General features: G+C 70.4%; 14 protein-coding genes and 5 tRNA genes. 7 read left to right on the forward strand and 12 right to left on the reverse strand.

Annotated features, from left to right (window positions below; translation table 11 throughout):
- Positions 1-247 precede the first annotated feature (247 nt).
- From OG844_RS25825 to OG844_RS25865, 9 genes are all read right to left on the reverse strand, one after another.
- Entirely contained in the window at positions 248-2,467 is a 2,220-nt protein-coding gene (locus OG844_RS25825) for an N-acetylmuramoyl-L-alanine amidase (protein WP_406396256.1), read from the reverse strand.
- A gap of 564 nt (positions 2,468-3,031) precedes the next feature.
- Positions 3,032-3,105, reverse strand: a tRNA-Lys gene (locus OG844_RS25830).
- A gap of 91 nt (positions 3,106-3,196) precedes the next feature.
- Positions 3,197-4,753 (reverse strand): amino acid permease, encoded by a 1,557-nt coding sequence (locus OG844_RS25835; protein WP_406393451.1) that lies wholly within the window; start codon positions 4,751-4,753, stop codon positions 3,197-3,199.
- Positions 4,754-4,814: 61 nt separating this feature from the next.
- Entirely contained in the window at positions 4,815-7,934 is a 3,120-nt protein-coding gene (locus OG844_RS25840; protein ID WP_406393452.1) for an FG-GAP-like repeat-containing protein, read from the reverse strand.
- A 251-nt stretch (positions 7,935-8,185) separates the two neighbouring features.
- The gene (locus tag OG844_RS25845; RefSeq protein WP_406393454.1) at positions 8,186-10,468 is read right to left on the reverse strand and encodes a DEAD/DEAH box helicase; all 2,283 of its coding nucleotides are present in this window, start codon (positions 10,466-10,468) and stop codon (positions 8,186-8,188) included.
- Positions 10,469-10,667: 199 nt separating this feature from the next.
- Positions 10,668-11,222: a hypothetical protein gene (locus tag OG844_RS25850; protein ID WP_406393455.1), complete on the reverse strand. Its 555-nt coding sequence runs from the start codon at positions 11,220-11,222 to the stop codon at positions 10,668-10,670.
- Positions 11,223-11,352: 130 nt separating this feature from the next.
- On the reverse strand, positions 11,353-11,754 hold the full coding sequence (locus OG844_RS25855; protein ID WP_406393457.1) for a fluoride efflux transporter FluC: 402 nt from the start codon (positions 11,752-11,754) through the stop codon (positions 11,353-11,355).
- Entirely contained in the window at positions 11,751-12,239 is a 489-nt protein-coding gene (locus OG844_RS25860) for a FluC/FEX family fluoride channel (protein ID WP_406393459.1), read from the reverse strand. The genes OG844_RS25855 and OG844_RS25860 overlap by 4 nt, the downstream gene beginning before the upstream one ends.
- Positions 12,236-12,586, reverse strand: coding sequence for a metallopeptidase family protein (locus tag OG844_RS25865; RefSeq protein WP_329208828.1), 351 nt, complete (start codon positions 12,584-12,586; stop codon positions 12,236-12,238). Before OG844_RS25865 ends, OG844_RS25860 begins: the two co-directional genes overlap by 4 nt.
- 146 nt (positions 12,587-12,732) lie before the next feature.
- Between OG844_RS25865 and OG844_RS25870 the strand changes: the two genes are divergently transcribed.
- From OG844_RS25870 to OG844_RS25885, 4 genes are all read left to right on the forward strand, one after another.
- A complete protein-coding gene (locus OG844_RS25870; protein ID WP_406393460.1) occupies positions 12,733-14,265 on the forward strand; it encodes a metallophosphoesterase in 1,533 nt (510 codons plus the stop codon).
- 80 nt (positions 14,266-14,345) lie between these two features.
- Positions 14,346-14,418 (forward strand) — tRNA-Glu (locus OG844_RS25875).
- Positions 14,419-14,456: 38 nt separating this feature from the next.
- Positions 14,457-14,531, forward strand: a tRNA-Asp gene (locus tag OG844_RS25880).
- Between the two features lie 22 nt (positions 14,532-14,553).
- Positions 14,554-14,630 (forward strand) — tRNA-Phe (locus tag OG844_RS25885).
- Between the two features lie 46 nt (positions 14,631-14,676).
- On the opposite strand, the gene OG844_RS25890 is transcribed toward OG844_RS25885, so the two are convergent.
- The 3 genes from OG844_RS25890 to OG844_RS25900 all read right to left on the reverse strand — a co-directional run bounded on the left by OG844_RS25890 (position 14,677) and on the right by OG844_RS25900 (position 16,682).
- Entirely contained in the window at positions 14,677-15,522 is an 846-nt protein-coding gene (locus OG844_RS25890) for a cytochrome c biogenesis CcdA family protein (protein ID WP_406393461.1), read from the reverse strand.
- Complete coding sequence (locus OG844_RS25895) at positions 15,519-16,274, reverse strand: DsbA family protein (RefSeq protein WP_406393463.1); 756 nt, start codon at positions 16,272-16,274, stop codon at positions 15,519-15,521. The genes OG844_RS25890 and OG844_RS25895 overlap by 4 nt, the downstream gene beginning before the upstream one ends.
- A gap of 63 nt (positions 16,275-16,337) precedes the next feature.
- Positions 16,338-16,682 (reverse strand): hypothetical protein, encoded by a 345-nt coding sequence (locus tag OG844_RS25900; protein ID WP_406393464.1) that lies wholly within the window; start codon positions 16,680-16,682, stop codon positions 16,338-16,340.
- Between the two features lie 208 nt (positions 16,683-16,890).
- Between OG844_RS25900 and hrpA the strand changes: the two genes are divergently transcribed.
- The 3 genes from hrpA to OG844_RS25915 all read left to right on the forward strand — a co-directional run bounded on the left by hrpA (position 16,891) and on the right by OG844_RS25915 (position 21,464).
- A complete protein-coding gene (gene hrpA, locus OG844_RS25905) occupies positions 16,891-20,811 on the forward strand; it encodes an ATP-dependent RNA helicase HrpA (RefSeq protein WP_406393465.1) in 3,921 nt (1,306 codons plus the stop codon).
- Between the two features lie 115 nt (positions 20,812-20,926).
- Positions 20,927-21,001, forward strand: a tRNA-Asp gene (locus tag OG844_RS25910).
- Positions 21,002-21,143: 142 nt separating this feature from the next.
- Positions 21,144-21,464 (forward strand): DUF6274 family protein, encoded by a 321-nt coding sequence (locus OG844_RS25915; RefSeq protein ID WP_406393466.1) that lies wholly within the window; start codon positions 21,144-21,146, stop codon positions 21,462-21,464.
- The last annotated feature ends 26 nt before the right edge of the window (positions 21,465-21,490 follow it).

Raw genomic sequence — 21,490 nt, forward strand, 5'->3', positions numbered from 1 at the left:
GATCGTCGCCACGACAACGCGATGAAGGTAAGTCGGCCTGGATCCGCCGTCAATGCACTGGACAAGAGGAGTTCCCGCAGGCCTCGCGCTCGCCGAGGAGGGCCAGTTGCGTACGCCACCGACGCTGCCGCTCGCCCGAGGCGCCGGGAAGGACGAAGCGCCCCGACCGGCCGAAGCCGATCGGGGTGCTGAGCAGCAGGCCGGAGGGGTTCCCTCGCCCTGCATCAGGTACGTCGTGCGGGAACAGCTACTTGAGGTGGACGAGGCCGTCAGTGGTGACGGCCGGGCGACCGCTCGTGCCGACGACGACGATCTTGATCGTGTGCTTGGCGGTCGTGGTCCAGGTCTTGGTCCAGATCGCGTCGCGGTACTTGGTGGTGGAGGACTTCAGGTCGACCGTGGCGGTCTTGACGCCGTCGACGTAGACGTACGCCTGGCCGGAGGTGGAGGCACGGGAGACCACCCAGGCCGCCGACTTGCCGGTGAAGGTCCAGGTCAGGCTCGCGTTCTTGGACGAGCTGGAGTAGGACCTGCCGCCGAGGTAGCTGGTGGAGGACTTGGTGGTCCAGGTGCCGGACCTGGCTGCGGTGGACTCCTGCAGGATCACCGGGGTGCCCGTGGCGGTGGCGGTGGCGCTGTTTCCGGCTCGGTCGTAGGCCGTCATGCTCCAGGCGGTGGCCACTGCGGACTTCGCGGTGTGGGCGGCGCTGTAGGTGGTCGGGCCGTACGTCCTGGCCACGGGGGCGGTCAGCCGGACCTCCTTCAGCGCGGCGCCGTCAGTTGCCTTCCAGCTCAGGGTGAGCGGGACGGAGGTGGTACTGACGGTGCCGGTGCGCAGGGAGAGGGAGGGCTTGGTGGTGAAGGTGGGGACGGTGGTATCCGCGACGACGGTCGCGGCCGCTGTCGTGGCGGTCATGCCGGACTGGTGGACCGCGCGGACGGCGACCTTGTGGCTGCCCACGGCGAGGGTCGCCTTGGCGGAAGTCGCGGTACCGGCCGCGGTGGCCGCCACCTTGCCGTCGACGAGCAGCTCGAACTTCGAGATCAGCGAAGCCGGTGTGGTGGCCGACCAGTTCACGGTGACCGCGGCCTTGGCGTAGTACGTCGTCCCGGACAGAACTGAACCGGTGACGGACGTGATCGCCAGACCCGTGACCGGGCCGGCGGCCCAGGAGCGGATGGTGCCGAGCTGGGTGTAGAGGGCGTTGCCGGGGCACTGGGTGTTGTAGCCGTCCCGATGACCGTGGATGACCGGGAAGGTCAACTGATCGCCCTTGGCCCAGGACTTGCCGAAGTAGTTACGGCCACTGTCGCCCGCGGTGAGTGTCGCCGTACCGGCGGGGTTCACGCCGTACTGGCCGAGCTTCCACGCCGCGATACGCGCCACCGAGACCGTCGCGGCCTGCGGCGGAGCGGCATCGGTGTAGGTGCCGAGTACGGAGATGCCGGTCGTCTCGGCGTTGAATCCGTAGGCGTGCGCGCCCATCACGGGCCTGTCGATGCCACCCTTGCGGCCCTCGTAGATCTGGCCGCACCTGTCGACGAGGAAGTTGTATCCGAGGTCTTTCCAGCCGAGCTGCTTCACGTGGTAGGCGTAGATACCGCGCACGACCGCCGGACCCTGCTCGCAGGTGTAGGTGTTGGACTCGGCGGTGTGGTGCACCACCACGGCCTTGACCTTCTCGCCGGGCAGATAGCCCGGCTCCTCCGGGCTGATCGACTCGTCCGCACCCCAGCCGGCGCGGGAGGTGACCGGCGGCTGCGGCGCGGTGGACGGCGGCGCGGGCGGCACCGTCACCGTCGGCGTGGGGCTCACGGTTTCGGAGGCCGAAGGCGACGGTGAGCCGCCGGGTGTTTCCGACGCGGCCGGCGGCTCGCTCACGGAAGGTTCGGTGGGCGGCTCGCTGCTCGCCGGAGCCGAGGGCTCGGTCGTGCTCTGCGTCGGCTCACCGGAGTCCGACGGCGAGTCGGTGGGCAACGGCTCATCGGTCTCCTCGACGGCGAACGCCGCAGGCGCCATGCCCGTGACCTTGCCGCTGCCGGGGTCGACCATGTCCAGACGCAGGCCCGCGGGGAGCCCCGAAGTCGACCCGCCCGAACGCACGCGAGCCTCGACACCGTCGGAGGGGCCGACCCAAGCCGGCTCGGTGCCGCCGCGTGCGGCACCGTTTTCGCCCTGACCACTGTTGCCGTCAAGGCGCAGCCAGCGCGACCACTGCCCCGACCCGACCGACCGCGTACGCACCTCCACCGCGCCAGGGACGTGCGCTGCCGGATCGGTCCACGTCACCCCCAGCATGCTGAACGGCTCCGCGTCCCGCTGCTCCAGGGTGGCGGACCGGCCGTCGTCGCTCGTTGCCAACTGCTCCGTGTCGGCTCGGGCCTTGACGGGTCCCGGCCTTCCATCCGGTTGGACACCATCGCCCGTACTGCCGGTGACTCCTTGGAAGACAAGCACTCCGGCCAGCCCCGCAACGGCCGTAGCCGCCGTCACCCCTATCCGACGCCGCTTCACGCAGCCCCACCCCCCGACTCTCCCCGGACCGCACCGATCTTCACACCCCGGCTCCTTGGGATCCGAGCCGCATGGAACCTACCGGTAGCGGACCACATCGAGCTTTGGCTATGAGTGGAACATTGACACCATCTTGGGAGATGTACGGAGATTCACTCCCCGACGGGGGAAGGTCAATTCATCAATGATGGGAACTTTCAGGGCAATTCACTATCAACAATATGAGCAAGATCACTCGATTGCTGCCGGGTGGCGCCCGTCGATCTTGCCACCACTTGCTGCGGTCGCGGCTCCTCTCCTCCTCATCGCGTTCGCCACAGCACCGCACATGCGGTGTCTCTGTGAAGGCGTCGGAGAAGAGGCAGACGTGACAGCGCCCGGAGGGACCGCCCGAGCGGGTGATCGTGAACGTCGGGTGGTGTCACGAGGTCGAGAAACGCGAAGAGCCCCGACCGGCCGAAGCCGATCGAGGCGCTAAGTAGCAGGTCAAAGGGGGTTTCCCCGCCCTGCATCGCGTAGGCCGTGTGGGACTCGAACCCACAACCAACGGATTAAAAGTCCGCTGCTCTGACCAATTGAGCTAACGGCCCCTGAGCGATCACCCCCCGAGCATAGCCCGCCCGGGCCCGGCAGCCGATCGGGTATCGGGTGCCGGGCCCTGTCGTGCTGCGGTCTGGGGGATCAGCCTCCCGTTTCCTCCGGAATCGCGGCCTTGTGGTCGGGACCGGACTGTTTGAGGAACCAGTGGCGGGCGGAGGCCAGCCACCAGGTGGCTGCGAAGCCGAGCACCACCAGTACGGCCAGCGGGGCGTAGTTGAAGGTCTCCCGGGTGACGGGGGACACCTGGGGCAGCATGAACAGCACCGTGATCACCGCGACCCAGGCCACCGCGACGATGCCGATGGGGCGGGACCAGCGGCCCAGGTGCCAGGGACCGGGGGTGAAGTCGTCGCCGCGCAGCAGGCGGAGCAGGGTCGGGATGACGTACGCGATGTAGAGGCCGATGACCGCGATGGACGTCACGGCGGCGTACGCGGTGACGTTGATCAGGTACGGCAGGCCGAGCACCAGGGCGCCGAGCGCCGCCAGCCAGACCGCCGCCACGGGGGTGCGGGTACGGGGACTGACCGTGTGCCAGACACGGGAGAAGGGCAGGGCCCCGTCGCGTGAGAAGGCGTAGATCATGCGGCTGTTGGCGGTGACCGAGGCCATGCCGCAGAACAGTTGGGCGCCGATGACGACGAGCAGCAGGAGCTTGCCGGTGGTGGCGCCGAGCGCGTCCAGGAGGATCTGGGCGGGCGGGGCGCCGGTCGGGGAGTTCAGGGCGCCGTCGTACGACTGGATGGCGAAGGTGAAGCCGAGCAGCAGCACGAAGCCGGCGATCCAGGAGGTCCAGATGGACTGGACGATGCCGCGCGGGCCCGCCACGGCCGCGTCGTGGGTCTCCTCCGTCATGTGGGCGGAGGCGTCGTACCCGGTGAAGGTGTACTGGGCCATCAGCAGGCCGATCATCACCACGTAGAAGCCGCTGCCCCAGCCGGTGTTGTCGACGAACTCGGTGAAGACGAACGACGCCGACCGGTGCGAGTCCGGTACGAAGGTGAGAGCGCCGACGATCACGGCGACACCGACGACGTGCCACCAGACGCTGATGTTGTTCAGTACGGCGACGATGCCGACGCCGAAGGTGTTCAGCAGTCCGTGCAGGATCAGGATCGCGGCGAACAGCAGGATCGTGCGGCCAGGCGTGATCTCGAAACCGAACTGGAGGTTCAGGTACGCCCCGAGGAAGGACGCCGCCCCGAAGTCGATCCCTGCGGTGACGGCGACCTGGCCGAGCACGTTGAACCAGCCGGCGAACCACGCCCATGCCGCCGCCGAGCGCGGTGGGGCGAGGCGGTGGGCCCAGAAGTACAGGCCGGCGGACGTCGGGTACGCCGAACAGATCTCCGCCATCGCCAGGCCGACGAACAGCGTCATCAGGCCGACGCCGACCCAGCCCCAGGTGATGACGGCCGGGCCGCCGGTGTTCATGCCGAACAGGTACAGCGTCAGGCAGCCGGAGAGCACGGAGATGATCGTGAACGAGACGGCGTAGTTGGAGAAGGCGGACATCCGGCGCGCGAGCACCTGGGTGTAGCCCAGCTGGGCCAGCCGCTCCTCGTCCGTGGTGGGGGCGGCGGGCCCCGATGGGACATCGGGTGGGGGCTTCGTGACTGCTGCTTCGTCGTTTGTCATGCCCCCAGCGATGCCCTCGCCGGGGGCACGGCATGCGCCCTTCGCCCCGCCCGTTGCCCGGCTAGAAGATCGTGGGATAGGTGTTCCAGCCCGGACCCACCTTGGCCCGCGCCGCGAACGTGCCCGTCCCCGTGCCCTTGTACCGCCAGAGCACCCCGGCCTTGTCCCTGGCGAACAGATCGTTCACGCCATCGCCCGTGACGTCACCGACCGCCGCGAGCGCGGTGTACTGCTGCCAGCCAGAGCTGATCCGCACCTTTGGGGCGACCCTGCCCTCGCCCGTTCCGGCATAGCGCCACAGCACCCCGGCCTTGTCGCGAACCAGCAGGTCACCGAAGCCGTCGCCGGTCAGATCGCCCGCTCCCACGACCGTGAGCCCGTTCCAGCCGACCCCGATCTGGGTACGGGCCTTCAGCCTGCCCTTGCCGTCGCCCGGGTACAGGAAGAGGTAGCCCGTGGACTGCTGGCGGGCCAGCAGGTCCGGGATCCTGTCGCCGTTGATGTCACCGGGCGCGAACAGGTCGTACGTCTTCCAGCCGACACCGATCTGCACGTACTCCCTGGGAAGGTCGTTGCCGTCGTCCCCACATGTGCCGTCCAGCCGCATCAGCGTGCCCCCGTCCTTCGCGGCCAGGTAGTCGTTGCACCCGTCACCGTCGAGGTCGCCCGTCGGAAGGATCCTCTTCGCGGCCGTGTCCTCGAAACCCCAGTAGGCGTTGAGCGGACCGACCGTGCCGGGGAGCTTTCCGCGGCGCTGCCCGAGCATGCCGTCCTCCACGGCGACGAAGAGATCGCCGAGCCCGTCCCGGCCGAAGTCCCGCCATGCGGCGGCGCCCCGGCTCAGGGCGACCTCGCCGCTGCGGACCAGCGCGGCACCGTGGCCGTCGGCCGGCTGCACGGTCAGTTTCCAGCCGTAGCGGCCGTTGACGGCAAGAGGGCCGCCGTCGGTGCGGCCGTCCCAGTTCGCCGAGAGCATGCCCCGCACCTCGCCCCCCGTGACCGTGCGAACCACCTTCCCGGTCCGCAGGTCCGTGAACACGGCCGCCCAGGAGGCTGCGGGCTTGGAGAGATTCGCCTCGTACATCCAGGGATGCTCCCGGCCGGGCTGGCCCGCCCAGGACTCCCCGCCGGCCGACAGCGGCTGGGTAGGTACCCCGGTCGGCACGATGTGCACCCGCTGCCCGGCGTCCACGTAGGCGAGGTGGCCGCCGTACTTGTCCACCGTCCACGCCACCCGCCGCTGCGGGTTCTCCGTCGCGGGCAGGTCCGCGACCACGCGAGTCACCGCCGCACCTGACGCCGCCGAGGACACCAGGTCGGTCAGCACCAGCTTTCCGGCCGCCTTGTCGTGGCGTACGAGATATCCGTCCCCAAGCAGGGCTTCTCCGACGGGTACGGCGATCGACTTCCCTGTCGTACGGTCGAGAATCCCGGCGCCGCCGGAGGGTCCGCACGTCCAGTACAACCAGCGTCCCAGTGCCTGGAGTTCGCTCGGTGCGCAGCCCGAGCCGAGGTCGACCGTCGCCGTCGTCGAGCCCGTGGCCAGGTCGTACGAGGTCACCGTGCCCGGCTTCGTCCCGGCGCTCCACAGCGTTCCGGCCCACAGGGCGGACGCCACGGGGCTCCGGGTCAGGATCTTCTGACCGCCCAACCGGTAGACGATCTGCTGGTTCGACGCGGCATGCGTATAGACGGCGTAGTCGCCGTCGGTGTCCGTGAGCGTTCCACCGGACAGCCCTGTGCGGACCGAACTCCCGCGTTCCCGTATCTCGTCGCCGGCGCCCGACTCCAGCCGGATCAGTACCACCGGCTTGCCGTCGCCGGTGCCGTGGATGGCGTGACAGTCGGGATCCTCGGGTCCGCATTCGCTCACGAACGAGATGGACGACCCGGACGCGGGTCCGTAGGAGGGGGTTCCCTGGACCGCGAGCTCTCGCTCCGTGCCATTACGGAGCGTTGTCGGACGGGTCACGGCGGTCAGCCTGCCCGCCGACAGGCCGATTCCCTCCAGGTCCATCGGCAGTGCGGCAAGGTCGATCACACGGGTCGGCTCGGGCACCCCGTCCTGACCCTCGACGATGCGGTACACCCCCCACGTGGTGTCCGACGCATAGCCGGTGGCTCCGCCGACGACCACAGCGGAACCGTCCTGGGCAGCCGCGATCTCCGTCCTGGCCTTAGCGAGCAGCTGACGTGAGGGACCGCCGTCGAGCGGTGTGGCCATCAGGGAGACGCTCCCCTTGTTGTGCAGCAGCCAGTCGCCGACGACAGCGAGGTGGTAGCCGCTGCGCTCGGTGGGCGCCGGTGCGGTGAGGACCCTCGGAGTGGCACCGATGTCGGACCGGGGAACCACGCTGATCGTCGAGTCGGCGCCGTACGAGTACCAGACCACGTACCGGGGCGTCAGAAGGTAACCGGGCGCGGTCCCCTGTATGCGGGCGGAGCTGCCGGCCATGTGCGCGGTTCCGAAGTCGACCATCGCCATCTTGGCGACCCCGTCGTGCACGTAGCGCAGCAGGACGCCGCTCTCGTCGCCTGTCGCGGCGGTCTGGGCCGCCCCCGCGTATCTGGCGCCCTCGGGGAGGCCGGTGACCGTACGGTCCCGCGTCGTCCCGTCGGCCCGTGTGTCGAGGAGGTGTGCCTCGGTGGCCGTCGTGCTGGTCGTCCCGTCGGCTTCCGTGGTCACCAGTTTCACGGCGACGACCGTGTGCCCGTAGACGCCGGCGAAGGTGAGCCCCTCGGGGATCGGCACGAACGTCGTGGTGCCCGCCACCATGTCGCGCAGCTCGACCTCGTCCGCCCACTGATAGGCGATCGTGTCGGTACCGGTCCCGTACACCTTCATGAGGATGCCACTGCCCGTCGGGCCCGCCGGAACGTGGGCACCGTCGGAGAAACGCGTCCAGCGATAGCCGGAATTGGCGGACGGGCGGTTGAAGACGCCCAGCTCCCCCACGGCGTCGGCCTCGCGGGCGCCGCCGGTGGCGACGAGGTTGAAGGGCTGCACGGAGCCGCGCAGCGTGGCCGGCACCACCACGGGGTCGGCCGCTGCGGCCGTCGCGGCCGGGACGGCGTTCTGTACCGCCCGCGGTGTGCCGGCAGCAGCCGCCGGCAGGCCCGCGGTGACGGAAAGTACGAGCGATGCGGCGATGACGCCGGAGCTGAGGGCACGGTGGGCCACTCGGGTTCCTCCCCTGGACTGATGAGCACGCAGGCATGGGGAAGAAGGAAAGCCGTCATCGGAACCGAACCGTTCCGGACGCACTCGGCCGCCCGGACCTGCCCCCGGCGCGTAGCCCCCCACGCGAGTGGACGGATCCTAACAGGATCTTCACAGAGCCGGCCGGGCCATTTCGAACCCGTTCAACGCCGCAGGGCCCGTACGACACCGGAGTGTCGTACGGGCCCTGCGGATCAGTCGGTCAGCGACGGTCAGCCGTTGCGCTTCCAGCGCGGCTTGTCGTCGCGGCGGCCGAAGGTACCGGTGCCGGTACCCGTGCCGGTGCCACCGCGGTGGCCGGCCGGACGGTCGGAGCCACCACCGGAGCGGAAGCCGCTCGAGGGACGGTCGTCGCGGCGGTCACGGTTGACCGGACGGTCGCTGCTGCCGGAGCGGAAACCGCCGGAGGGGCGGTCGTCACGACGGTCGCGGTTGAACGAGGGGCGGTCGTTGTCGCGGTTGAACGCCGGGCGGTCGTTGTCACGGTTGAACGCCGGGCGGTCGTTGTCACGACGCTCGAAGGAACGGCCGCCGCGGTCGTCACGACGCTCGCCGCCACCGGAGCGGAAACCGCCCGAGGGACGCTCGTCACGACGCTCGCGGAACGCCGGGCGGTCGTTGTCACGACGCTCGAAGGAACGGCCGCCACGGTCGTCACGACGCTCGCCGCCACCGGAGCGGAAACCGCCACCGGACGGACGGTCGTTGCTGCTGCGGAACGACGGGCGGTCGCTGTTGCCGCGGTAGCCGTTCGCGCCGGACGGGCGGCCACTGCGCTCGCCGACACGGTCGTTGCCACCGCGGTATCCACCGCGGTCGCCACCACGGTCGTCACGACGGCCGTAGTTGCCACGGTCGTCACGACGGTCCTCACGGGGCGCCGGCTGCTCCGGCACGGCCGCGGCGGCCAGCAGAGCGGCCTCCGCCTCGGCGGCGACCTCGGCCACCGCTGCCTCCGGGTCGTCCCCACGCTCGCGGGCGGCACGGGCGACCAGGCGGTCGGCCTCCTCGCGCAGCTCGACGGCACGGCGCTGGACGCGCTCCAGCTGCTTGGTGAGGTCGGCCGCCTCGCGCTCGGCCTGCTTGGCCGCGTTGTTCGCGGAGTCGGCCTGGACCTCGGTCAGCGAACGGGCACCGGTGATCTCGGCGACCTCCGGCTCGAAGACGCCCGCGCCCTGCACGATGTGACGCGAGGCGTCGACGCCCGCGTCCTCCATGAGGCGGAAGATCTGGCGACGCTGGTGCGGCAGCGCCAGCGAGACGACGACACCGGACTTGCCGGCACGGGCGGTACGGCCCGAGCGGTGCAGGTAGTCCTTGTGGTCGCCGGCCGGGTCGACGTTCAGGACGAGGTCGATGCCGTCGACGTGGATGCCTCGCGCGGCGACGTCGGTGGCGACGAGCGCGTTGACGAGGCCCTTCTTGAAGTCCTCGAGCACACGGGTACGGGCGCCCTGCGTCATACCGCCGTGCAGCGCGTCCGCCTTCACGCCGGACTCGATGAGCTGCTCGGCGATACGGTCCGCGCCCAGCTGGGTGCGGACGAAGATGATCGTGCGGCCCTTACGGGCGGCGATCGCGGAGGTGACCGGCGCCTTGTCCTTCGGCTTCACGACGAGGACGTGGTGCGACATGGTCGAGACGTTGCCCTGGGCGCTGTCGACCTCGTGGGTGACCGGGTTGCTCAGGTAGCGCTTGACGAGCGTGCCGATCTCGTTCTCCATGGTGGCGGAGAAGAGCATGCGCTGGCCGCCGCCGGGGATCTGGTCGAGCAGCTCGGTGACCTCGGGCAGGAAGCCCAGGTCGGACATCTGGTCGGCCTCGTCGAGGACCGCGACCTGGACGTTCGCCAGGGAGCAGGCACCGCGGTTGATGATGTCGCGCAGACGGCCCGGGGTGGCGACGAGGACGTCGACACCGCGCTCCAGCGCGTAGATCTGGTTGCTCATCGACGTGCCGCCGCAGACGACCTTCATCTTCAGGCCGAGGACGTCGCCGTAGGGCTGCAGTGCGTCGGCGACCTGCATCGCGAGCTCACGGGTCGGCGTGAGGATGATCGCGCGGGGCTTCTTCTTCTCGGTGTGACCGCCGGCCAGCGTGGCCAGGGTCGGCAGACCGAAGGAGAGCGTCTTGCCGGAGCCGGTACGGCCGCGGCCGAGGATGTCCTTGCCGGCCAGGGCGTCCGGGATGGTCGCCGCCTGGATCGGGAAGGGGGCGGTCACACCGTTCTGCGCGAGCTTGCGGACGATGCCGTCGGGCAGTCCGAGCGAGGCGAACGTGATGGTCGGCTCGGCGTCGGCGGCGTCCTCGACGACCTCCGCGGCCTCGTCGGAGAGCTCGGCGTCGGCGGCGGGGGCCTGGATCTCGGCGGGAGCGTCCACGACGGCCACTGCGGCCTCGGGAGCCGCGGCCACTACGGCCTCGGCGAGCTCCACGAGCTCGTTGTTCTCGACGTTCTCGGGCATGACGGTGTGGTCAGAACTGGAAATTGACATGCGAAATGCGAAACCTTCCGGAGTCTCGGCACGCGCCCGTAACTCCGTGTTTTCGCAATTTCGACCGCCTCAATGCGGTCCAGCCACGGCAAGGGAGAGTACGCGCCACACGGCGCTCTTCTGTGTCGGCGCCGGGCAATGGGATCAAACGATCTACTACCATACGCACCCTCCCCCACTTTGCGCAAGCCGGGCCCCCTCACACCGGCGCGACCTGCGGTGATACCTCCGGAGTGGGCCACACCTCCACCCGGTCGCGCGCACCCGTCGCATCGTTGCGGGAGTGCGCGGCGGGCGAACCGGAGGGCTCCTCCGGTGGCTGAGAGGGCTCCGGATCGGGAGCGGGCGGAGGCTCCTCCGGAATCACCGGCGGGGGCGGCGGTTCGCCGGGCCCCGGGGTGCTGGGCTCCGGGGTGGGCAGGTGCCCGCCCCCGGACGGCGCCGGGGTACCGGAACCGGGTACCGGACGGATATCCCCCGGGGTCGCCGACGGGGCTGCCCCGGAGGCACCCGGGGACGCCTTGCGGGCGGCGTGACGCTCGGACTGCGCCCCGGCGTGGCCGCCGCCGAGGCCGGCCCGGCCCGAGCCGGGCACGGTGTCACCGCCCGGTTCGGCCGACGCCCCCTTCTGGCCGGCCGGGCGCGACGGAGCCGGTTTCCCGGCGTCCTCACCGACGCTCATACAGCCGGTGGACGCGGCGATCGTCAGCGCGGTGACGGCTGCCCAACGGACAGGGGCGGACAACTGGCGCACGGGATGGCACCTCCGGGCGGGAGACTGCGGAGCAGGGACAGGTCGGGGGCGCTGTGTCCAACTCCCCCGACCCCGCCGGGGACACGCACGGACACAACACCCGCACACGGCCCGGGCGCTCCCGGGCCGGTCAGCTGCCGAAGCCCTCCGCGCCCGCGAAGCCGCCCGAGCCCCCCGCGAGTTCCGCCCCCAGGAACACGGCCCCGAGGCCCACCAGCAGGGACGCCACCACATTGGCCGCAGCCAGAAAGCCCCGGCCGGTCTCGGCCAGCCGCAGCGTCTCGTACGAGAAGGTCGAGTACGTCGTCAGCGCCCCACACAGCCCCGTACCCAGCAGGGCATACGTATGTGCGGATACGGCGGCCCCCGTCAGCACCCCGAGCAGCAGGCTGCCCGCGGCGTTGACGGCGAAGGTCCCCCACGGGAACACGTACGGCAGCCCCGCCCCGTGCCGGGCCTGCACCGCACGGTCCGTCAGATAGCGCAGCGGCGCACCGACGGCGCCTCCGACGACGACCAGCAGCCAGTTCACGAGGCCCGCCCGTCCACCAGGATCCGCGTGAGTGCGGACGCCCCCCACACCGCTCCGAGCGCCGCCGCGACCGTCGCCGTCGCGTACGCCGTCGCCACGAGCACCTCCTGACGCACCAGCAGCTTCGACACGTCGGCGGCGTACGTCGAGAAGGTGGTGAATCCGCCGAGCACCCCGACCCCGAGGAACGGCCGCACCAGCGGATGCGTGACCGTCCCCCGCTCGGCGACCAGCACCATCAGCACCCCGATCAGGGCACAGCCCGTCACATTGACGACGAAGACCGCCCAGGGGAACGCCCCCTCGTCAGCCGGCCAGGCCAGGGACGCCGCGTACCGGGCCGTGGCGCCCAGCGCGCCTCCCGCCGCGATCACCGCCGGGACCCGCCACCCGCCGGGTCCCTCGGTCTCCGCACGCTGCGCGGGTACGCAGAGGTCGACGTCCGGGTCGATGGCCGGTCGCCGGCCGGGTTCCTGTGCGCTCACCCGTAGCCCAACGCGTGCAGCCGCTCGTCGTCGATGCCGAAGTGGTGGGCGATCTCGTGGACCACCGTGATCTCGGTCTCGGCGACGACGTCCTCGCGCGACTCGCACATCCGCAGGGTCGGCCCGCGGTAGATGGTGATCCGGTCCGGCAGCACCCCCGCGTACCACTCACCGCGATCGGTGAGCGGCGTGCCCTCGTAGAGCCCCAGCAGATCGGGATCCCCGGGCTCCGGTTCGTCCTCGACGAACACCGCGACGTTGTCCATCAGCCGCATCAGCTCCGGCGGGACCCGGTCAAGAGCCAGACTCACCAGCTCTTCGAACTCCTCGCGCGTCATCTCCAGCACCCCGCCATTGTCACGTACGACCGGCCGTGGCGGGCAGGCCGCACCGGACCTGATCGGGCGGAGCGCACGGGTGGGCAGCCACCCGCCCGGGCCACCCCTCCCAGCGGGTCCGCATGTACGGCGCCCGATCGGGGCATACGGGCCCAATGGCCCGCGACCCGTTCCGCGCCGCAGTCGTCCGCATCCGGCACCACTACCGCGCCCGCTCCACCGCCCCCGTCAGCACGCTCGCCGCCGCCCCGCACCCGTACATGCGCGTGCTCGGCCTGCTCGCCGTCGTCGTGATGGGGGCCTGGCTGGGGCTGCTGATCGTCGGCAGCGTGCGTACGCCGGTGGGGCCCGTGGACACCACGATGACCCTGCGCCCCTCACTCAGCGGCGGCACCAAGATCAACGTGTCGCCGCTCGGCGCCCTGGAGCTGAACTCCCACGTCGCCCCGGTCCGCCTCGACGTCGATGTCGACCAGCTGGACCCGGAGCGCTCCCAGGCGCTGGTCAAGCACCCCGAGCGCCTCGCCGGCCTCCAGGACGAGGTCACAGGGGACGTCGCCGCCGGCACCCGGGAACTCGCCGTCCGCTCCTGCGTGGCCGTGGTCTCCGGTGCCACCGCGCTCGGCCTCGCCGTCTACCGCCGGCCGCGCCGCGCACTGGCCGCCGGAGGGCTCGCACTGGCGCTCCTGGCCGCGTCCGGCATCAGCGCGTACGCCACCTGGAATCCGAAGTCCGTCCTGGAGCCCAAGTTCTCCGGGCTGCTCTCCAGCGCCCCCTCGGTCGTCGGTGACGCCCGCTCGATCGTCACCGAATTCGACGTCTACCAGCAGGAACTGGCCCGGCTCGTCACCAACGTCACCAAGCTGTACGACGCCACGTCCACGCTCCCGGTGTACCAGCCGGACCCCGCCACCATCAGGGTCCTGCACGTCTCCGACGTGCATCTCAACCCCGCCTCCTGGCACATCATCGGCTCCCTGGTCGAGCAGTACGAGATCGACGTGATCATCGACTCGGGCGACACGATGGACCACGGCACCGCAGCCGAGAACGGCTTCCTGGACCCCGTCCGCGACCTCGGCGCGCCCTACGTGTGGGTGCGGGGCAACCACGACTCCACCGTCACCCAGGCCTACATGAAGGGCCTCGAGAACGTGCACGTCCTCGACGAGGGCAGCGCCGTGAACGTCGGCGGACTGCGGATCGCGGGCACCGGCGACCCTCAGTTCACCCCCGACCGCTCCCGCCCCACCGGCGGAAGGGCCGCCGAGGAGCTGGCAGGGATCCGGCTCGCCTCCGCGCTCCGCGACCAGCAGCGGGCGGGCACCCCGGTGGACATCGCGGTGGCCCACGACCCGAACGCGGCGCGGCAGACCGACGGCACCGTCCCCCTCGTGCTCGCCGGCCATGTGCACCACCGGGTGAACGAACTGCTGAAGTTCGGCACGCGGCTGAAGGTCGAGGGATCCACGGGCGGCGGCGGGCTGCGCGCCGTGCAGAACGAGAAGCCCGAGAAGGTGCGCGCCTCGGTGCTCTACCTGGACCGCGCGACCCGACACCTGCAGGCCTGGGACGAGATCACCCTGGGCGGTCTGGGCCTCACGACGGCCGAGGTCAGCCGCCATCTCCCGGAGGAGAACCTGGCCGATCCCTCGCCCTCCCCGACGGTCTCCAACACCTCCCCGTAAACCGTTTTGGCGATACCTCCCCGCATCCCATATGCTTCTCACGTCCCCGACGCGCTGGAAAGCGCGCAGGTGGGCCCTTAGCCCTCATCGTCTAGTGGCCCAGGACGCCGCCCTTTCAAGGCGGTAGCACGGGTTCGAATCCCGTTGGGGGCACGCTTTACTGTGTGCGAGACTTGTCTCGCACATTGCTTGGTCCTGTGGAGCAGTTTGGAGTGCTCGCCACCCTGTCAAGGTGGAGGCCGCGGGTTCAAATCCCGTCAGGACCGCTGCAGCCCGTATGAGCTGCGTGGCTGGGTAGCTCAGTTGGTACGAGCGATCGCCTGAAAAGCGATAGGTCGCCGGTTCGATCCCGGCCCCAGCCACCACCCGAAGGCCCCGTCCGATGGACGGGGCCTTCGCCGTTGTCAGGCCCTAGGCCACTTCCTCTTCCTTCCGTACGTTGCGCCGACGCCACGCCTGCGCCCCGAGGAACAGCAGCGCCACCGACGCCACGACTCCCAACGCCACTGCGTCGGGCACCCGCCGGCCGATGTTGCGGGCCCACTGCTCGACGGCGAACGAGTCGTCGACGTCCAGCAGTCCCGGCAGCGCGGTCGTCCCGTCGTACATGAGGAAGAGCACCCCGAGCCCGATGAAGAACAGGCCGGAGAGCAGGGACGTGCTGTGCAGTTCGAAGCGGCCTGCGCGCAGGGTCCGGCCGCGCAGCCAGGCCCGGCGGCCGAGGTCGAAGCGTTCCCAGAGCAGCGCGAGCACGAACAGCGGAACGGCCATGCCCAGCGCGTAGACGGCGAGCAGCAGCCCGCCGTAGACGGGGCTGCCGCTGACGGCCGCCACGGTGAGGACGCTGCCCAGGATCGGGCCCGCGCAGAAGCCGGCCAGCCCGTAGACCGCGCCGAGGGCGTAGACGGAGAGCGCGGTCGTGGGGCGGATCCGGCCGCTGAGGGCGGCGATCCGGCGGGAGGCGAAGCCCAGGCCCACGATCTGTGCGAGGCCGAGTCCGATGATCAGCCAGCCCGCGCCGAGGACCAGGGCGTCGCGGTGCCCGTAGAAGAGCCGTCCGGCGTACGAGCCGGCGGCGCCTAGCGGTACCAGGGTGGTGGCGAGGCCGGTGTAGAAGATGCCGGTGCGCGCCAGGAGCCGTGAGGCGGAGTCGACGGAGTAGGCGAAGAAGGCCGGGAGCAGCAGGGCGCTGCACGGGCTGACCAGGGCGAGCAGCCCGCCGAGCAGGGCCGCGAAGTATCCGATGTCCGGCGTCACTTCGCGGGGTCCCCGGCGCTGCCCACATTGGCGGCCTCGGCCGCTGCCGCTTCGATGGCCTGGGTGAAGACGGCCATCGGCTGGGCTCCGGCCACCGGGCGGCCGTTGATGAGGAACGACGGGGTGGACGTGGCGCCGATCCCGTACGCCTGTTCCTGGTCCTCGCCGACCGCGTCCGCGGCGGCCTTGCTGTCGGTGTCGCGTACGAAGCGGTCGAGGTCCTTGACGCCGGCCTGCTGGGCGAGGGCCTTGAGCCGGTCCTTGCCGAAGCCCTTCTCCTTGGCGCCCTCGGCGTACGCGGCCCGGTGGAAGGCCCAGAAGCGGTCCTGCTGTCCGGCCGCCCAGGAGGCGCGTGCGGCGGCCTCCGACTCCTTGCCGAAGATCGGGAAGTTGCGCCACTCGATGCGCAGGGTGCCGTCGGCGACGTACTTCTTGATCAGTACGGGTTCGGTGTCGCGGGCGAACTTCCCGCAGTAGCCGCACATGAAGTCGGCGTACTCGATGAGGACGACGGGGGCGTCGGTGCGGCCCTGGGCCAGCTTGTCGCCCGCGTCGCGCCGGGCGAGTTCCGCCAGCTCCGCGTACATGTCGGCGTCCGGTTCCGAGGTCGTGCCGACGGCTGTGGTGCCGGAGGCGGTGCCGTCGGGGGCGGTGGCCCGGTAGGAGACGAAGCCGAGCAGGCCTGCGGCGAGGACGACGGCGGCCCCGAAGGCGAGCGGCTTCCTGGATGTCTGGCGGGTGGGCGTGGGCATGCGGCACTCCGTGCTGGTGCGTGGGGGTTCTGCGGGAGAGGAAAGAAGGGGAGGCGGGTACGCCTACACCCTCAGCACGGAAAGCTCGACGGGTGTGGGTGTGGCGGGACCCGGACCGCGTACGGCGAGCCGCACCGGCAGCGGGACCCGGGCCCGGTCGGTGACGGCGGGCAGGCCCACCGCGGCGGGGCCGGGCGCCTGGTCGTGCGGAGCGCGGGTCCGGGCGGGGAGGACGGGGTCGGTGCCGCCGTGGTCCCGGCTCCCGTCGCAGCCCGGTATGCCCGTGTTCCCGGCGGCGGCCACGGCCGGGACGGTGCCCGTGCCGGCCGTGGCCGCCGCGGGTGCGCAGAGCAGCCCCAGTACGACCGCGAGCACTGCCGACAGGCAGCACCACCGCGCACGGGACATGGGACCGCCTCGGTCGAGGGAGGGATGATCAGTTGCCCGAAATGGTACGTGCTGTGATCCGGCGCGCCCTCTCGGTCACCTGCGCGACGCGATCGGCCACCGGCGTGCCGGAATCCGGGTGGGAGCCCGCCCCCGGGGGGCCCATGAGACGCGTTCGCGTGAAATGCGTTCGCCACTCTTCGCGCCCGGGTGAGATCCTGGGATCCGTATGTCTACTTCCTTTGCCGATCTCCAGTCCCAGCTCGGGCAGCTCTCGCTCCGCGACGCGCACCGGCTCGGCCGTCGTCTCGAGGGTGCCCGCCGCATCCGTAAGCCCGAGGACCGACAGTCCGTGCTGGACGAGATCGCGGCCGAGGCCGGAAAGGCAGCCGGGCGGCTCGCAGGACGCGCCGCCCGGATGCCGGTCCTGTCGTACCCGGAACAGCTCCCGGTCAGCCAGAAGAAGGACGAGATCCTGGAGGCGATACGCGACCACCAGGTCGTGATCGTCGCGGGTGAGACCGGCTCCGGCAAGACCACGCAGATTCCCAAGATCTGCATGGAGCTGGGGCGCGGCGTCCGGGGCATGATCGGGCACACCCAGCCCCGCCGGATCGCCGCCCGTACGGTCGCCGAGCGGATCGCCGACGAGCTGAAGACCCCGCTCGGCGAGGCCGTCGGCTGGAAGGTGCGCTTCACCGACCAGGTGAACCCGGACGCCACCTTCGTGAAGCTGATGACGGACGGCATCCTGCTGGCCGAGATCCAGACGGACCGCGAGCTCCTCGCGTACGACACGATCATCATCGACGAGGCCCACGAGCGGTCGCTGAACATCGACTTCCTGCTGGGCTATCTCGCCCGGCTGCTGCCCAAGCGCCCCGATCTGAAGGTCGTCATCACCTCGGCGACCATCGACCCGGAGCGCTTCGCCAAGCACTTCGGCGCGGCGCCGATCGTCGAGGTCAGCGGGCGTACGTACCCGGTCGAGGTGCGCTATCGCCCCCTCCTCGAGGAGGACAGCGAGGATGCCGACCGCGACCAGATCACCGCGATCTGCGACGCCGTCGACGAGCTCCATTCGGAGGCGCCCGGTGACGTCCTGGTCTTCCTCTCCGGCGAGCGGGAGATCCGTGACACCGCGGACGCGCTGAACAAGAGGAATCTCCGGCAGACCGAGGTGCTCCCTCTCTACGCTCGTCTGTCGCACGCCGAGCAGCACCGCGTGTTCCAGCGCCACACGGGCCGCAGGATCGTTCTGGCAACGAACGTCGCGGAGACGTCGCTGACCGTTCCCGGCATCAAGTACGTGATCGACCCGGGCAACGCCCGGATCTCCCGCTACAGCCACCGCACCAAGGTCCAGCGGCTGCCGATCGAGCGGGTCTCGCAGGCCAGCGCCAACCAGCGCAAGGGCCGCTGCGGCCGTACGTCGGACGGCATCTGCATCCGGCTGTACTCCGAGGACGACTTCCTGACCCGTCCGGAGTTCACCGACCCGGAGATCCTGCGCACCAACCTCGCCTCCGTCATCCTCCAGATGACCGCGGCCGGCCTGGGCGACATCGAGAAGTTCCCCTTCATCGACCCGCCGGACCACCGCAACATCCGCGACGGCATCCAGCTGCTCCAGGAACTGGGTGCGCTGGATCCGGAGGAGAAGGATCCGAAGAAGCGGCTCACCCCGCTGGGGCGCAAGCTCTCCCAGCTGCCGGTGGACCCGCGGCTGGCCCGCATGGTCATCGAGGCCGACACGAACGGCTGTGCCCGCGAGGTCATGGTGATCGCCGCGGCGCTCTCCATCCAGGACCCGCGCGAACGGCCCTCGGAGAAGCAGACGCAGGCCGACCAGCAGCACGCCCGCTTCAAGGACGAGACGTCCGACTTCCTGGCGTTCCTGAACCTGTGGCGCTACATCCGGGAGCAGCAGAAGGAGCGGGGCTCCTCCAGCTTCCGCCGGATGTGCAAGCAGGAGTACCTGAACTTCCTGCGCATCCGTGAGTGGCAGGACATCTACGCGCAGCTGCGTACGGTCGCCAAGCAGATGGGCGTCCAGATCAACGAGGAGGACGCGCCCGAGCAGTCGGTGCACACCTCGCTGCTGGCCGGCCTGCTGTCGCACATCGGGCTGAAGGACACCGAGAAGAACGAGTACCTCGGTGCCCGCAGCGCCAAGTTCGCGATCTTCCCGGGCTCGGCGCTCTTCAAGAAGCAGCCGCGCTTCGTGATGTCGGCGGAGCTGGTCGAGACGTCCCGGCTCTGGGCGCGGGTCAACGCCAAGGTCGAGCCGGAGTGGATCGAACCGCTCGCCCAGCACCTGCTGAAGCGCACCTACAGCGAGCCGCACTGGGAGAAGGACCAGGCGGCGGTGATGGCGTACGAGCGGGTGACGCTGTACGGAGTGCCGATCGTCGCCCAGCGCAAGATCAATTTCGGCCGTATCGACCAGGAGGCGTCCCGCGATCTGTTCATCCGGAACGCCCTGGTCGAGGGTGACTGGCGTACGCACCACCAGTTCTTCCACGACAATCGCAAACTGCTCGGCGAGGTAGAGGAGTTGGAGCACCGCGCCCGGCGCCGCGACATCCTCGTGGACGACGAGACGCTCTTCGATTTCTACGATCAGCGGATCCCGGAGCACATCGTCTCCGGCGCGCACTTCGACTCCTGGTGGAAGCACAAGCGCCGGGACGAGCCGGACGCCCTGGACTTCGAGCGTTCGATGCTCATCAACGAGAAGGCCGGCACCGTCACCAAGGACGACTACCCGGACTCCTGGCGACAGGGGAAGCTCAAGTTCCGGGTGACGTACCAGTTCGAGCCGGGCGCGGACGCCGACGGCGTGACCGTCCACATCCCGCTCCAGGTGCTCAACCAGGTCACCTCGGAGGGCTTCGACTGGCAGATCCCGGGGCTGCGGGAGGAAGTGGTCACCGAGCTGATCCGCTCGCTGCCCAAGCCGATCCGCCGGCACTACGTCCCCGCCCCGAACTACGCGGACAAGTTCCTGGACCGGGCCGTACCCCTGCAGGAGCCGCTGCCGTTCACCCTGGCCCGCGAGCTCCAGCGCATGGTCGGCGTCCCGGTCACGGCCGACGACTTCGACCTGTCCCGCATCCCGGACCACCTGAAGATCACCTTCCGGATCGTCGACGAACGGCGCCGCAAGGTCGCGGAGGACAAGGACCTGGAGGCGCTGCGGGTCCAGTTGCGCCCCAAGGCCCGCCAGGCCCTCTCCGAGGCCGCCGCGGCGACCGCGGGGCCCTCCGGTGAGTCCATCGAGCGTGCGGGCCTCACGGACTGGACGATCGGCACCCTGAACCGGACCTTCGAGACCCGGCGGGCCGGCCAGCCGGTCAAGGCGTACCCGGCGCTGGTCGACCAGGGCGCGACCGTTGCCGTACGGCTCTTCGACACCGAGGCCGAGCAGCAGCAGGCGATGTGGCGGGGCACCCGGCGGCTGATCCTGCTGAACATCCCGGTGAACCCCGCGAAGTTCGCCTCGGACACGCTCAGCAACCAGCAGAAGCTGGCCCTGTCCCGCAATCCGCACGGCTCGATCCAGGCGCTCTTCGACGACTGCGCGACGGCTGCCGCCGACCGGCTGATCGCCGCGCACGGCGGCCCCGCCTGGGACGAGGCGTCCTTCCGGAAGCTGTATGACAAGGTGCGCGCGGACCTCGTGGACCTGACCGTGCGCACGATCAAGCAGGTGCAGCAGATCCTCGCGGCCTGGCAGGCCTGCGAGCGCCGGCTGAAGGCCACGAACAGCCTGGTCCTGATCAACAACGTCACGGACGTACGGGACCACCTCGCCCGCCTCGTACCGCCCGGGTTCGTCACCATGACCGGGCTGCGCAGGCTGCCCGACCTGATGCGCTACCTGGTCGCCGAGGACCGCCGGCTGCAGCAGATGCCGACGAACGTCCAGCGCGACACCACGCGCATGGAGAAGGTCCATGAGATGCAGGACGAGTACGCCTGGCTGCTCGAACAGCTGCCGCAGGGACGGCCCGTGCCGCAGGACGTCCTGGACATCCGCTGGATGATCGAGGAGCTGCGGGTGAGCTACTTCGCGCACGCCCTGGGCACGGCACAGCCCGTCTCGGACAAGCGGATCGTGAAGGCGATCGACGCCGCGGCACCGTGAATCGGCCCGTTTCCGCGCCGTGACGGAGCCGCCACCACGGGTGAGTTCGACCTGGCCCTCCGACCTCCTGTACAGTCTGTTTTCGCAGCCAGCCGCAAGGCAGCCGCGAAAACCTGGTCCTGTGGAGCAGTTTGGAGTGCTCGCCACCCTGTCAAGGTGGAGGCCGCGGGTTCAAATCCCGTCAGGACCGCATATGACGAAAGCCCGGATCCTCTGGATCCGGGCTTTCGTGCGTCTTGACGTCGGCACCTGTCGCGGGTACCCCCATAGAACAGAGACTGCCCCTGTTTCCCTCGGTGCGGGGCGGTCCGGCCCACGGGGAGGTCGCACGCATGTCTGCGCCCGCGGCACGGCACGAGACCCGCGCGCTGCTGCGCGCCCATCTGGCGGCCGCATCCGGCTACCGGCACATCACCCGTCACTGCCCGATCTGTTATCGCCTGCTGCGGCTCGCCATGGAGCCCGTGACGGCCCCACAGGCGCCGCACCCGGACCCGGGGAGCGGCAATGCCCCCGAACCGACCGGCACGTCCGAGAACGCAGCCGAAGCCCCCGGAAGGAGCGCCGCACCGGCACCTCCGCCGCCCGCCCCACCGACGCCCGCAGGGGGTGCTCCGGGGGCCGGGGGGGGGGAACGAGGACCGACACGATGACGAAGGACCCCGCGCGCCCTGACCGT

The sequence above is a fragment of the Streptomyces sp. NBC_00887 genome, assembly GCF_045207585.1.

Excerpts from the sequence above, each read along its gene's own strand:
- OG844_RS25835 (WP_406393451.1), bottom strand. The coding sequence starts at position 4,753 with ATGACAAACGACGAAGCAGCAGTCACGAAGCCCCCACCCGATGTCCCA.
- OG844_RS25845 (WP_406393454.1), bottom strand. The coding sequence starts at position 10,468 with ATGTCAATTTCCAGTTCTGACCACACCGTCATGCCCGAGAACGTCGAG.
- OG844_RS25870 (WP_406393460.1), top strand. The coding sequence starts at position 12,733 with ATGGCCCGCGACCCGTTCCGCGCCGCAGTCGTCCGCATCCGGCACCAC.
- OG844_RS25895 (WP_406393463.1), bottom strand. The coding sequence starts at position 16,274 with ATGCCCACGCCCACCCGCCAGACATCCAGGAAGCCGCTCGCCTTCGGG.
- OG844_RS25900 (WP_406393464.1), bottom strand. The coding sequence starts at position 16,682 with ATGTCCCGTGCGCGGTGGTGCTGCCTGTCGGCAGTGCTCGCGGTCGTA.
- hrpA (WP_406393465.1), top strand. The coding sequence starts at position 16,891 with ATGTCTACTTCCTTTGCCGATCTCCAGTCCCAGCTCGGGCAGCTCTCG.
- OG844_RS25915 (WP_406393466.1), top strand. The coding sequence starts at position 21,144 with ATGTCTGCGCCCGCGGCACGGCACGAGACCCGCGCGCTGCTGCGCGCC.